Annotated in this window: 14 protein-coding genes; 11 read left to right on the top strand and 3 right to left on the bottom strand. The window is 31.4% G+C overall.

All coding sequences use genetic code 11. The annotated features are described in order from the left end of the window. Positions 1 to 69 precede the first annotated feature (69 nt). Positions 70 to 870 (bottom strand): TIGR00266 family protein, encoded by an 801-nt coding sequence (locus ACKTST_RS03760; protein WP_408046448.1) that lies wholly within the window; start codon positions 868 to 870, stop codon positions 70 to 72. A gap of 43 nt (positions 871 to 913) precedes the next feature. Then, entirely contained in the window at positions 914 to 1369 is a 456-nt protein-coding gene (locus tag ACKTST_RS03755; RefSeq protein WP_408046447.1) for a DUF4442 domain-containing protein, read from the bottom strand. A 154-nt stretch (positions 1370 to 1523) separates the two neighbouring features. Between ACKTST_RS03755 and ACKTST_RS03750 the strand changes: the two genes are divergently transcribed. The 11 genes from ACKTST_RS03750 (at position 1524) to ACKTST_RS03700 (ending at position 12871) form a co-directional block, all read left to right on the top strand. Further along, the gene (locus tag ACKTST_RS03750) at positions 1524 to 1952 is read left to right on the top strand and encodes a DUF4870 domain-containing protein (RefSeq protein WP_408046446.1); all 429 of its coding nucleotides are present in this window, start codon (positions 1524 to 1526) and stop codon (positions 1950 to 1952) included. A gap of 16 nt (positions 1953 to 1968) precedes the next feature. Next, complete coding sequence (locus tag ACKTST_RS03745; RefSeq protein WP_408046445.1) at positions 1969 to 2313, top strand: PadR family transcriptional regulator; 345 nt, start codon at positions 1969 to 1971, stop codon at positions 2311 to 2313. After that, positions 2306 to 4282, top strand: a complete 1977-nt coding sequence (locus ACKTST_RS03740; protein ID WP_408046444.1) for a PspC domain-containing protein — start codon at positions 2306 to 2308, stop codon at positions 4280 to 4282. The genes ACKTST_RS03745 and ACKTST_RS03740 overlap by 8 nt, the downstream gene beginning before the upstream one ends. Before the next feature lie 19 nt (positions 4283 to 4301). After that, positions 4302 to 4808, top strand: a complete 507-nt coding sequence (locus ACKTST_RS03735) for a nuclear transport factor 2 family protein (protein ID WP_408046443.1) — start codon at positions 4302 to 4304, stop codon at positions 4806 to 4808. 185 nt (positions 4809 to 4993) lie between these two features. Then, the gene (locus ACKTST_RS03730) at positions 4994 to 5824 is read left to right on the top strand and encodes a hypothetical protein (protein WP_408046442.1); all 831 of its coding nucleotides are present in this window, start codon (positions 4994 to 4996) and stop codon (positions 5822 to 5824) included. A gap of 84 nt (positions 5825 to 5908) precedes the next feature. Next, complete coding sequence (locus ACKTST_RS03725; RefSeq protein WP_408046441.1) at positions 5909 to 6598, top strand: class I SAM-dependent methyltransferase; 690 nt, start codon at positions 5909 to 5911, stop codon at positions 6596 to 6598. Positions 6599 to 6812: 214 nt separating this feature from the next. Beyond that, positions 6813 to 8240: a 2-oxoadipate dioxygenase/decarboxylase HglS gene (gene hglS, locus ACKTST_RS03720; RefSeq protein ID WP_408046440.1), complete on the top strand. Its 1428-nt coding sequence runs from the start codon at positions 6813 to 6815 to the stop codon at positions 8238 to 8240. A gap of 94 nt (positions 8241 to 8334) precedes the next feature. After that, a complete protein-coding gene (locus ACKTST_RS03715) occupies positions 8335 to 8793 on the top strand; it encodes an Lrp/AsnC ligand binding domain-containing protein (protein WP_408046439.1) in 459 nt (152 codons plus the stop codon). Between the two features lie 4 nt (positions 8794 to 8797). Then, complete coding sequence (locus ACKTST_RS03710) at positions 8798 to 9439, top strand: Dph6-related ATP pyrophosphatase (protein WP_408046438.1); 642 nt, start codon at positions 8798 to 8800, stop codon at positions 9437 to 9439. Between the two features lie 19 nt (positions 9440 to 9458). Continuing rightward, positions 9459 to 12356, top strand: a complete 2898-nt coding sequence (locus ACKTST_RS03705; RefSeq protein ID WP_408046437.1) for an FAD-binding and (Fe-S)-binding domain-containing protein — start codon at positions 9459 to 9461, stop codon at positions 12354 to 12356. 62 nt (positions 12357 to 12418) lie between these two features. Beyond that, positions 12419 to 12871 carry a hypothetical protein gene (locus ACKTST_RS03700; protein ID WP_408046436.1) on the top strand — a complete coding sequence of 151 codons (453 nt, stop codon included), beginning with the start codon at positions 12419 to 12421 and terminating at the stop codon, positions 12869 to 12871. Here the strand turns inward: ACKTST_RS03700 and ctlX are convergent. Beyond that, on the bottom strand, positions 12868 to 13806 hold the full coding sequence (gene ctlX, locus ACKTST_RS03695) for a citrulline utilization hydrolase CtlX (protein ID WP_408046435.1): 939 nt from the start codon (positions 13804 to 13806) through the stop codon (positions 12868 to 12870). The two genes, ACKTST_RS03700 and ctlX, sit on opposite strands and share 4 nt — an antisense overlap. Between the last annotated feature and the right edge of the window lie 11 nt (positions 13807 to 13817).

The following is a 13817-nucleotide window of genomic DNA, read 5'->3' as shown; positions in this document are numbered from 1 at the left end:
AGCATAAAAACACATAAAAAAACCGCTAAAATTTTAGCGGTTTTTTTTATTGTAACATATTAAGCCTTCTTAAAACCTATTATCTCCATCTAAGATATCACCTAAACCTCCTAAAATACTTCCTTCTCCTCTATCTCCTTTTCCAGTTTGTGGTGCCATAGCTAAGACTCTTCCCGCCAATCTACTAAATGGTAATGATTGAATATATACTGTACCAGGACCTCTGAGCGTTGCAAAAAACAATCCTTCACCTCCAAAAACAGTATTTTTAATCCCTCCTACAAATTCAATATCGTAATCTACTCCTTGAGTAAAACCAACAATACAACCCGTATCAACTTTTAATATTTCACCAGGTTGTAATACTTTCTTCGCCATAGTACCTCCAGCATGCACAAACCCAATTCCATCACCTTCCATTTTTTGCATTATAAAACCTTCACCACCAAACAATCCTCTACCCAAACGTTTTGAAAATTCAATTCCAATAGAAACTCCTTTAGCCGCACATAAGAATGCATCTTTCTGACAAATAAATTTCCCACCAAACTCGGTTAAATCAATCGGAATGATTTTCCCTGGATATGGAGACGCAAAAGAAACTTGTTTTTTTCCTTGACCTATATTGGTAAACACTGTCATAAACAAACTTTCCCCTGTTAAGATTCTTTTTCCAGCAGAAAAAATCTTACCTAACAAACCTTTTTCTTGATTTGAGCCATCTCCAAAAATGGTATTCATTTGTACTCCATTATCCATCATCATGAAGCTTCCGCTCTCAGCAACCACTCCTTCTTGTGGATCTAATTCTATTTCTACATATTGCATTTCTTCTCCAAAAATGCGATAATCTATTTCGTGTGCATTCATAAGTTTTAGTTTTTATCTATTAGACATCAAAATCAGTTTTTTGTTACGATTTCACCTTTAAACTCCATTCGTATTCAAATTTAGACACCGAAATTCCTTCTTCATTAAAACCTTCAGAAGTTACAATCACCGTTTGCCCCTCACCTGTCTCAATCGCTTTTTGAATCGTTTCTCTAATTAATTTTCCTTGATTACATTCAAAACGAATTTTACCTGTTGCCTTTTTTGTAAACATTCCATTCATATTAGTAACTAACATTGAAATCTTTTTATTTGATGCATCAATCTCTTTCATCACTAAAATTCCAGTAGAAAGTTCGGACGCCATTCCTTGTACTGCCCAAAACATCGATTTAAACGGATTCTGATTCACCCATTTATGAGTGACTTTCACCTCAGCAGTGTCATCAGAAAGAGACGAAACTCTCACTCCTGTAAAAAAAGCAGATGGTAATTTAAATAATAAAAAAGCATTTATTTTTCTTGGTGTAAACTTCATTTTATTAGAATTTACAGCCAATGTAGCGCTTTTTATTTAATTTTTTAAGAAAACTGAAATGTTAAATTTTGTTAATTTTAAGTACTATGTATTGCATAATACCATTTAAAAGATATATATTTGCAAAGTAAAGTATTATATAATTCATATTATTATGCAACATAACAACCAAAACACCAATGCTTTTTTAATACATATTTCTGCTTTAGCAGGATATTTATTTCCTCTGGGAAGTATTATAACTCCATTAATCTTATGGCAAACATTAAAAGAAAGAAGTCCGTTTTTAGATGATAATGGTAAAGAAGCTGTAAACTTTAATATTAGCTATAGTTTATACATGTTTATATTAAGTGCTTCTTTTGTTCCGATTTTTATTGGGAATATTTTTGATGGGTTCAATGGTTTCCACATCGATTTTGGTGATCATCATGGATACAGGGGTTTATTTGGCTTTATCAGTTTAGCTTCCGTAGTATTTATCATTGGACTTATTAAAGTAGCTTTAATAATTATAGCAGCAATGAAAGCCAATAAAGGCGAAATGTATCATTATCCGCTTACAATAAAATTTATAAAATAACCATAAACCGCATTACATGAAGATAGAAAACACTAAAGCACAAATGCGTAAGGGAGTTTTAGAATATTGCATCTTATCAATTTTAAAAAATGGTGATGCTTATACTTCAGAAATACTCTCTAACCTAAAAAGTGCAGAAATGATTGTGGTTGAAGGAACCATATATCCGTTACTTACCCGCCTAAAAAATGCAGGACTGTTAAGTTACCGATGGGAAGAATCAACCTCTGGACCACCAAGAAAATATTACGTACTAACAGAAAATGGCGGAATGTTTTTGAAAGAATTAGACAAAACATGGATTAATTTAGTAACTGCAGTAAACCAAGTAACAAGCACAAAATCAACTAAAGATGAATAAGACAATAAATATAAACCTTGGCGGATTTTTCTTCCATATAGATGAAACTGCCTACCAAAAATTAAAACGATATTTAGATGCTATAGCTCGTTCGTTAAGTGATGATCCGCAAGGAAAAAATGAAATCATTGCCGATATCGAAGCTCGTATTAGCGAATTGTTATCAGAAAGAATTACCGATGCTCGTCAAGTGGTAAATGAAAATGACATTGAAGAAATCATTGCTATTATGGGGCAACCAGAAGACTATGCTGAAGCTGAAGAAGCTTATTCAGAAAACGCATCGTATAGTTATAAAAGAAACCAACCTAACAAAAAAATGTTTAGAGATGGTGACGATAAATTCTTAGGCGGTGTAGCTTCAGGTTTAGGACACTATTTTAATATTGATGTAGTTTGGATTCGTTTAGCATTCCTTATTTTAACTTTAGCAGGATTTGGTTTCGGTATAATTGGATACATCATTCTATGGGTATTATTACCAGAAGCCAAAACAACTTCTGAAAAATTACAGATGGAAGGTGAAGCTGTAAATATTGATAACATCGAAAAAAAAATTCGTACCGAAATTGATAACCTTTCATCAAAAGTAAAGGAAGGCGCCCATGAAATATCAGATAAAATCTCAAATGCTGATTATCAAAAGTTACGTAACCAAACTAAATCAGGATTACAAGATTTTTTAGACACCATGGGTAAAATATTACTAACGCTATTTAAAGTGTTTGGTAAGTTCATGGGCGTTTTATTAATATTTATCGCTGGTATTACCATAATTTCATTACTATTAACTCTTTTTTCAGTTGGTAGTTTAGAGTTCTTAAATTTTGATGGTGACATGATTCACTATCCACCATTCTTTTACGATTCGTCTTTACCAAACTGGTTGTTAATGACATTTGTGTTCTTTTTAATAGGAATTCCGTTTGTAGTTTTATTTGTTTTAGGATTACGAATTTTATCTCCTAACATTAAAAGGTTAAGCACAACAGCCATCTTAACATTATTTGGTCTTTGGTTAGTTTCTTTATTAGGGGTTGGTTTTGCTGGAATAGAATATGCAACTTCACATGCTTATAGTGGAACTCATGTTACAAAGCACAGCATTACTTATAATCAAGAAGAACCTCTAAAAATAAGAGTGGTTAACGATGATAATATCCATTACAACCACAGTTTACGTAACCGTAATAATTCATTACCAGTTAGTGTAAACGACAAAGAAATGAAATACTCTAACGATGTAAATATTGATGTTCGTAAAAGCGAAACAGGTAATGCTTATGTTGAAATTAAGAAAACTTCTAAAGGAAAAAAACGACAAAATGCCAATACAAATGCAGAAGCTATTCAATACGAATTTAAGAGTGATAATAATGTAATTGTATTTGATGCTTTCTTTTTAAGTGAATACAAAAACATGTGGAAAGATGAAGAAATTGAAGCAATTGTTTACATTCCTGAAGGAACAACCATTTATTTTGAAGGATCTTCACGTAACTTTTTAGATGATGTAAAAAACACTGAAAATATTTATGATCGTGATATGGCAAACCATCATTTTAAAATGACATCTAAAGGTTTTGAATGTATGGATTGTGATGACGAAGACAGTAACAACGACGATTCTAACGATTGGAATTCTAACAATAATGATGATGTAAGTTTTTTATTCGACAGTACAATCAACGATGTAAAAGCAGAATTGATTATCACAAAAGAAACTACCAAAAAACAATTAGAAGAGCTTGTAAGTTGGTTTAAAAACAAAAAAAATATTGATATTGATTTTTCCGACACTGAATTTCATCCTGATGGAAAAATAAAAGCATATTCTTTAACTGTTGATTGCAACGATGGTTTTAACGGACAAAGTTCTTTTAAAGGAATTATTGTAAACGATGGTAAACACGGGTTTACAAGAAAGTATAACGAAGAAGACAAAAGCTTAGCTTTTAAAATTTGGTAATTGCATAAACTGAAAAACTATGAACAACTTATTCGACTTCTTCTTTAAAGGAAATTTCTTTATGAAAATAGTTACGCTGTTATACACCCTATTGCTATCGTGGGTTATGAACGGACAAGTGCATGAAATTCCTAAATACAAACCAATTGATATTGATTTACACAATCAAATTGTAAAAATGGATAGTATTTTCTTTAACGCTTATAATACTTGCGACATGAAAACACAAGCAGCTATATTAAGTGACGATATTGAGTTTTTTCATGACAATAGTGGATTGTCAACATCAAAAAAAGACATTATTGATTCTACAGAAAAAAATATTTGCGGTAAAGTAACTCGTACCTTAATAAAAGGGAGCGTTGAAGTATATCCGATAAATAATTACGGAGCAGTTCAAGTAGCATATCACAAGTTTTTCAACAATCGTGAACCTGATGCTAAATCAATCCCAAGCAAATTCATAATTATTTGGAAAAAAGAAAACAGCAAATGGCTTATAACAAAAGTTATTAGCTTGCATTAAAATATAGCCTTTGCTAACAACATTAGTACATTGGTTAGCTAACTCCGATGATACTAATACTTGGTTTTATTAGTTTAAAAGCCAAAGCTTAATAGCTTTGGCTTTTTTTGTACTTTTACTGAAAGTAATAAAATTTTAAATTGCTACTCTAAGTTTAAAAATTCTTTCAGAAAAAGTACTAAAAATTGAATAATAACATTATAAATTTTGATTCTAAATTTAAGTTTCAAAATTCGAATACCAACAAATTATCAGAGTTAAAACCAGCCGGCACAAAACTCATTTTAGAGCCTAAAACTAGCTTAATCGACCTTTTAAAACTAACCTTATTTGATTTAGTTTTAAAGAAAGTATTAATCATAAAAAAAACACTAAAAAAATCTCATCCTAGAGATCCTTACCTAAGAGAGTACATCATAGTAGAAACAGGTAAAAATTTTTCAAAATATCAACCAGATCAATTTGAAAAAACATTTATTAGTAGAATTGATGAAGAAAGTTATTTCCATCTTAGATCTTATCTTACAGGTATCTATAAAGATATAGAATCAGAATACAAGTATAAAAAAAGTATTATTCTTGATTTAAATATCAATATTTATTACAAAAACAATATAATCTATCAATTATTTTCTTTGTTAAAAGTAAATGATATTGGACAATCATTAAAAAATGATATTACTACATTTTTAAATCAAGTAGATAAAGAAATCGGCGATTTAGTAGAAAATAAACCTGAAAAAGCTTTAGAATTAATACTTTTTTTAAAAGGAAATATATTCTTGCTCGAAAACTTAAACTTTGAAATATTTGAAAAACTAAAACCTTTTCTACCCATTACTCAAAGCCACAACGATGAATATGATTTAGATTTATTTTTGTTTGACTTTTATGACGATTCTGATTTATCTATTTCTGATATTTCATATAATCTTACAGAAGTTTTTGACTCTATAGATGATTATTTTGATTCAGGAAGTAATTGGGATGGTGATTATGATTTTTATATTGACTGATACAATACATAAATATCTTAAAATAAACCTTTTAATCCCCAACATCATTCATTTTTTAGTAAATTTAACTCTAAATAATTCATTATGAAGACACAAGAGAATATCGCTAATGAATTTGATGAGTTTGCAAAAGACTACACAAACGATATGATTCGTTGTGTACCTTATTATCTAGAATTAATCAACAGTTTTAGTAAACATTTACCAAAAAACTTTCAGCCTACTTCAGTTTTAGATATTGGATGCGGAAATGGTAATACTACAGCACAACTTGTTTCTCTTTTTCCAAACGCAACCTATACACTTTTAGATGCGTCTTCAGAAATGATTGAACTCTGCAAAAAACGATTTAAAAACCACACCATAATCTGTGAAAACAACTACTTTAAAAATTTTAACTTTAAAGAAAACACATACGATTTAATCATCGCTGGATTTAGCATTCATCATTGTAACGAACAGGAAAAACAAGACCTCTTTAAGAATATTTATAAATCATTAAAAAAAGGTGGACTATTTTCTTGTAGCGATTTAATGATTACTAAAACCAATCCTAATCATTTCAACTTACTTAAAAAGTGGGAAAACTTTGTTATTAATAATTATCCGAATAGAGAAAAATGGGAATGGTTGATGGACCATTATGCTACTTTCGACAATCCTACTGATTATCAAAAACAAATTGAATGGTTAACAGCTGTTGGGTTCACTAAAATTACACTTCCTTTTCAAGAAGAAAACTATTGGGTTCATTTGCAAGCACAAAAAATTTAAGCCCTAAAAACGGTTTTTTTTATAATCTCACCCCAACAACAAAGTCAAATTGACTTTTAAAAATCCATTTTTCAATCAAAATTTCATTTTTTTATTTTAAAAAAAGCAATTTAAAAATCAAACAGACACAAAATAAATCAATATTAAATAAATTTCACTCTTTTAAACGTGATTAACAATTAAATTTATTTTTTTTGCAAGAAAAACATAAAATATGTCATCTAAGAGTATAGTAAGTTCTAACGATACCGAAAAGTTATTTGTATCATCAGAATATATTCGTAACCGCTTTGCTACTGTAATGTCTGACATGTACAAAAGCGAAGTACCTCTTTATGGAGAATTATTAGATTTAGTAAATGGTATTAACGAAACTATTCTATCAGAATCTGAAGAAATAAAAAAGCAATTAGAAAATACTGGAGAAGATACAAGGCTAAATATGGAGCGTCATGGAGCCATTCGTTTAGGTAAACCGTCAGAATTATTTACGATGAGACGTTTATTTAAAGTAATGGGAATGTTTCCTGTTGGATACTACGATTTAGCAACCGCAGGTGTTCCTGTGCACGCTACAGCGTTTAGAGCTATCGAAAACACTACGCTTAATCAAGCTCCGTTTAGAGTTTTTACTTCTTTATTACGTTTAGATTTAATTGATGATGCTCAACTTAGAGCTAGCATAGATACTATTTTAGAAAATCGTCAAATTTTTACAGAAAAAACACTAAAATTAATTGATAAGTCTGAAAACCAAGGAGGTTTAACTAAAGAAGATGCCGAAACTTTTGTGCAAGAAGCTTTAGAAACTTTTAGATGGCATGATACCGCTACAGTAGATTATGAGATGTATAAAGCTTTATTGGGGCAACATCGATTAATTGCTGATGTTGTTGCCTTTAAAGGACCTCACATTAACCACCTAACACCAAGAACTTTAGACATCGACAAGGTGCAAATTAGTATGGAAGCTCGTAATATTCCTCCAAAAGATAATATTGAAGGACCGCCAGCAAGAAAATGCCCTATTTTATTACGTCAAACAAGCTTTAAAGCCTTAACTGAAAAAGTAACATTTAAAAATCAAGTTGGTAATCAAGAAATGGGAGAACACAAAGCTCGTTTTGGTGAAATTGAGCAACGTGGTGCAGCTGTTACTCAAAAAGGTCTAGACTTATATAATGAGTTATTAGAAAAAACACGTAGAGCCATTGGTGGATCACCAACTGCTGAAAATGCAGATGAATACAACAACTTATTAGCTGAAAACTTTAAAGAATTTCCTGATAGTTACAATGAGCTACAATCGCAAGAATTAGCCTATTTTCATTATTTCACTACTGATAAAGTAAAAAGCATCTCTAAAGACAAAAACTATACTAAAGCTGATGTAAACCAATTATTACAAGAGGGCTATGTAACAATAGAACCTATGGTTTACGAAGACTTTTTACCAGTAAGTGCTGCAGGAATTTTTGCCTCTAACTTAGGTACAGACGATGCAAAGAGAGAATATGAAGGAACTTCAAACCAATCATTATTTGAAAAAGATTTAGGTGAGCCTGTTTACAACTTAATGAAATGGTATGAAGATAAACAAGATGAAAGCATTCAAGAATGTTTAGCGAAAATAAATGCTTAACATATCATAGTATTTAAATAACATAATCGTATATCAATATTTTCGACTATATTTTTTTAAATTACGTTTATTCTAACATAACAAAACTATTCTTTTGAAAAATCAGTTTGATTATATCGATAAACAAATTTTAAAAGCCTTACGTTCTGATGCTCGTAAGGCTTACTCACAAATTGCTGAGGAATTAAAAGTTTCTAACTCTTTAATACATCAACGTATTAAAAAACTAACCGATGCAGGTGTTATAAAAAATGCCGAATTTGTTTTGGATGAAAAACGATTAGGATACAATACAAAATCGTACACTGGTATTCGTTTACGTGAAGCTCGATTCGCTAAAAGTGTTATGGAAGAATTAGAAAAAATACCAGAAATAACTGAATGCAATTTTGTTTCTGGTAACTACGCTATCTTCATTTTAATTTTCGCAAGAGATAACGAGCATCTTCAAAAAATATTATACGACAAAGTCCATTTAATAAACGGTGTTGCGGGTACTGATACTTTTATTTCTTTCGACACTGGTTTTAAACGTAATGTTCCAATAGAATAAAAATATGAATACTACTGCAGCGGTTTTATGGACAGGAGGAAAAGACTGTGCTTTGGCATTTCATAAAGCACAATATGCCGGATATAACATCACACATTTAGTAACATTCGCTCCAGAAAACCCAGATTTTAAAGCGCACAACTTAACTCTTATTCAACAACAAGTTAAAGCTATTGGTTTGCCACATTTGTTACTAACAGTAAAACCACCAATGCAAGAGAGTTATGAAAGTGCGATAGCCACTCTAAAAAATCAATATAAAATTGAAACATTAATTACGGGAGATATTGATGAAGTTCAAAATCATGATAATTGGATTGAAAAATGCTGTCAAAAATCAGGAATGTTTGTTTACAATCCATTATGGAAAAAAGATAGAAACGGACTTCTTACCAATCTAATTGAAGAAAACTTTAAAGTCATTTTTTCATTAGTAAAGAAGCCTTTTTTCAATCAAAATTGGGTTGGAAAAGTAATAGATTCATCAATTATTGAAGAATTAAAGAAATTAAATATTGATATTTGTGGAGAAAATGGAGAATACCATACTATGGCAATCAATGCTCCTTTTTTTTCAGAAGAAATAAAAATAGATTCACACACTGTTACAGAACATGAACACTATTTTTATCTTACAAACCACTAACCATCATAAGGTGTAAACCATGATACAGAAAACACAACTACAAAGTTTAGAAAAATCTTTAAGCGGAGAAGTATTCTTTGACGATTTACATAAAAACATATATGCTACCGATGCTTCGGTATATCGTAAAATTCCATTAGCAGTTGCTTATCCTAAAAACAAAAAAGATATTCAGCTATTAATTGAGTTTGCTACCAAACACCAAACAACGTTAATTCCTAGAACTGCAGGAACTTCTTTAGCTGGCCAATGTGTTGGGGATGGAATTGTAGTAGACGTTTCTAAACACTTCACCAATGTGTTAGCTTTTGACGAACAAGCAAAGACGATTACAGTTGAACCAGGGATAATTAGAGATGATTTAAATCGTTTTTTAAAACCTTTCGGATTGTTTTTTGGCCCTAATACCTCGACGTCTAATCGTTGTATGATTGGTGGAATGGTTGGTAATAATTCTTCAGGAAGCACCTCTATCCGTTACGGAGTAACGCGTGATAAAGTAGTTTCTATTGAAGGTGTTTTAAGTGATGGTTCGGAAGCGACTTTCGAAGAAGTTTCTTCTCAAGAATTTAGAACAAAATCTTTACAAGATACTCTTGAAGGAAAAATTTACAAGTCTATTTTCTTTGAATTAAGCTCAAAAGAAAATCAAGAGGAAATAAAAAAAGAGTTTCCAAAAGAAAGTATTCATAGAAGAAATACGGGATATGCAGTTGATGAATTTTTAACTTCTGATTTGTTTGGAGGAACAGAAGCTACCATAAATCCTGCTAAATTTTTAGCAGGAAGTGAAGGAACTTTAGTTTTCTCAACCGCAATTACCATTCAGTTGGACAACTTACCTCCTACCCAAAGCATTATGGTTTGTCCGCATTTCACGAGTGTAAACGAAAGTTTAAAAGCTACGGTTACTGCTATGAATCACAAGCTATATGCTTGTGAGTTGATGGATAAAGTAATTTTAGATTGTACTAAAAACAACCGTGAGCAAGCTAAAAATCGCTTTTTCTTACAAGGAGATCCAGAAGCTGTTTTGATGTTAGAAGTTTCAGCGGATACCATTGAAGAAGCCGAAATTTTAGCAGATAAACTCATTCAAGATTTAAAAGTTAATAACTCCGGATATCATTTTCCAAAGATATATGGTGACGATATTGCCAAAGTACATGAATTAAGAAAAGCTGGTTTAGGCTTGTTAGGAAATATTGTGGGTGACATGAAAGCAGTTGCGTGTATTGAAGATACTGCAGTTGCTTTAGAAGATTTACCTGAATATATCGAAGAGTTTACTCAAATAATGGATAAGTATCAGCAAGAAGCTGTGTATTATGCTCATGCTGGTGCTGGCGAATTGCACTTGCGTCCAATCTTAAACTTAAAAAAACAGGAAGACGTAGTGCTTTTTAGAAAAATTACTACTGAAACTGCTGAATTGGTAAAGAAATATCAAGGTTCTTTTAGTGGTGAACATGGAGACGGAATTGTTCGTGCTGAGTTTATTCCGTTAATGATAGGAGATAAAAACTATCAATTATTACGAAGAATTAAAAAAGCATTTGACCCGAATAACGTATTCAACAAAGGAAAAATTACCGATGCTTTTCCTATGGATCAAAGTTTACGTTATGAAATAGATAGAAATGAACCTGAAATAGAAACCATTCAAGATTTTTCTGATAGTGAAGGAATTTTAAAACTTGCTGAAAAATGTAACGGTTCTGGTGATTGTAGAAAATCTCCTGAAGCTGGTGGCACTTTATGTCCGAGTTATAGAGCCACCAAAAACGAATCGGAAACCACACGTGCAAGAGCGAATATGTTACGTGAAGTTTTAACCAATAATACTGCTAAAAATAAGTTTGATTCTAAAGAGCTTAAACAGGTTCTGGATTTATGTTTAAGTTGTAAAGCCTGCGCTAGTGAATGTCCGAGCAATGTAGATATAGCCTCTATGAAAGCAGAGTTTTTATATCAATACCAAGAAACGAACGGATACTCTTTTAGAAGTAAATTATTTGCTAACAATGCTAAATACAATAAGCTTGGAAGTAAATTTCCAGCATTAACAAACTTCTTTACCAATACTACTTTAGCTAAAAAAGTTATGGGAGTTGCAACCCAACGTTCTGTACCTAAATTAGCGAAACAACCTTTAGAGGTTTGGTTAAAAAATCATCAAACAAAACCAACAAATAAAACCGTTTATCTTTTCAACGATGAATTTACGAATTACTACGACGCAGAAATCGGTAAAGATGCAGTAGTTGTGTTAGAAAAATTAGGCTATGAAGTGAAAACCGTTCAACATGAAGAAAGTGGACGCAGTTATATTTCAAAAGGTTTTTTAAAAGAAGCGAAAGAAATAGCTAATAAAAATGTAAGAATTTTTAAAGATTTAGTATCAGATAAATCACCTTTAGTCGGAATTGAACCTTCAGCTATTTTAACGTTTAGAGATGAATACTTGCGAATCGCAAGTGATAAAGTAGCTGCCAAAAAACTTTCTGAGAATTGCTTTACTATCGAAGAATTTTTAGCTTCTGAACATAAAAAAAGCAACATCAATACTTCTTTATTTACTTCTGAAAAAAAAGAGTTAAAGATACACGGACATTGCCATCAAAAAGCATTATCGAGTACGCATGCATCTTTTTCAATATTGAACATTCCTAAAAACTATAAAGTTACCATTATGAATACAGGATGTTGCGGAATGGCAGGTTCTTTTGGATATGAAAAAGAACACTACAAAGTAAGTATGCAAGTGGGTGAAGACACCTTGTTTCCTAAAGTACGAAACTGTTCAGAGACAACAGAAATTGTGGCTGCAGGAACCAGTTGTCGTCATCAAATTTATGATGGAACTAAACGCATTGCTAAACACCCAGTAACCATTTTAAAAGAATCACTCTTATAAAACATTGATTTTCATTTGATTATTTCGTACATTTAAGAAATTCTAATTTTAAATGTACGATCATGGCGAGCAATAAAATCATTTTTAACAATGCACTGTTAATTTTTGCAGGCATTGTTGGTTTCTTTTTACTTATGAAGATTTTAGGTTTAGATAATGTTTCTGAATTACGATTTCTAAATTTTGCTTTTGTGCTTTGGGGTATAAACAGAGCTATAAAAACAAATATTATTAAAAACCATGAATCTTTATACTTTAGCAATTTTCTACTAGGAGTTGGAACCTCAATTGTAGCAGTAGCTTTAACGATTATCAGCTTAATTATTTATGTTGATTTTATAGACCCAAAGTTTATGACTGTTCTTGAACAATCTTCTTTTTGGGGACAAAATTTAAGTTTACCACTAGTCGTGTTTGCCTTAGCAATTGAAGGTGTTGCTTCTTCAGTAATTTGCTCTTTTATATTGATGCAATACTATAAGAACTATAAAGTTTCTAATACGTTGGCTGTTTAATTAGTTTTTGGTAAAAAAACTTCAGCCATCATACAACGGGCACTTCCACCTCCGCAAGTTTCGATAGTTTGTAATGAGCTATGAACTATTTTTGTGTGCTTTTTTAAAGTTTGTAACTGCTGATTTGTTAATGACTCAAATGCAGAAGTACTCATTACCAAATAACGTTCGTTATTAGCACCTATAACTTGCAACATATTTCCTGCAAATTGAGTTACTTGCTCTTCTGAAATAGCAATAACTTCTTTTTTATCTGCTTTTAAATGTTTAAGTACGTTTTTCTTTTCTGGTTTATCAACTACTGAATCTAAACACACTACTGCAAAAGTTTCACCAACACACATCATAACATTGGTATGGTATATTTCTTCTCTTCTACCATTAACCGTTTGTTTTGCTGTAAATAGTACTGGTGTGTACTCAAAATCTTCACAAAACTCTATAAACAACTCTTCATCTGCACGAGGTGACAAAGCACAATAAGCTTTCCTATTTTGTCTATCTAAAACCATACTTCCTGTTCCTTCAAGATAAATTTCTTCCTCTTCAGCCTCAGAATAATCAACTACATTTTCAATTACAAAACCTTTCTCTTCTAAAACTTCTAATACATCTTCTCTACGTTCAAAACGACGATTTTCTGCAAACATCGGATAAATAGCTACATCTCCATTATTATGAAAAGAAATCCAGTTATTTGGAAACAATGCATCAGGCGTATCGGGTTGTTTTGTATCCTCAATTACCACCACTTCTACTCCAACAGCTAGCATTTTTTTTACAAAAGCATCAAATTCTTCTTGAGCTTTCACATTGATGGATGCAGGCAACATTCCTGACATTTGTTGTTGATAAAAATTATTTACAGCAGTTTGCTCATTCATCCTGAAACTAGCAGGACGAATCATTAAAATTGTATTGGTAGTTTGTTGCATAATGCGAAGGT

Origin of the sequence: Tenacibaculum crassostreae (assembly GCF_964512405.1) — a bacterium.
In the GTDB taxonomy this organism is placed as follows: domain Bacteria; phylum Bacteroidota; class Bacteroidia; order Flavobacteriales; family Flavobacteriaceae; genus Polaribacter; species Polaribacter crassostreae.
This window is presented reverse-complemented; position numbering and strand designations above follow the sequence as displayed.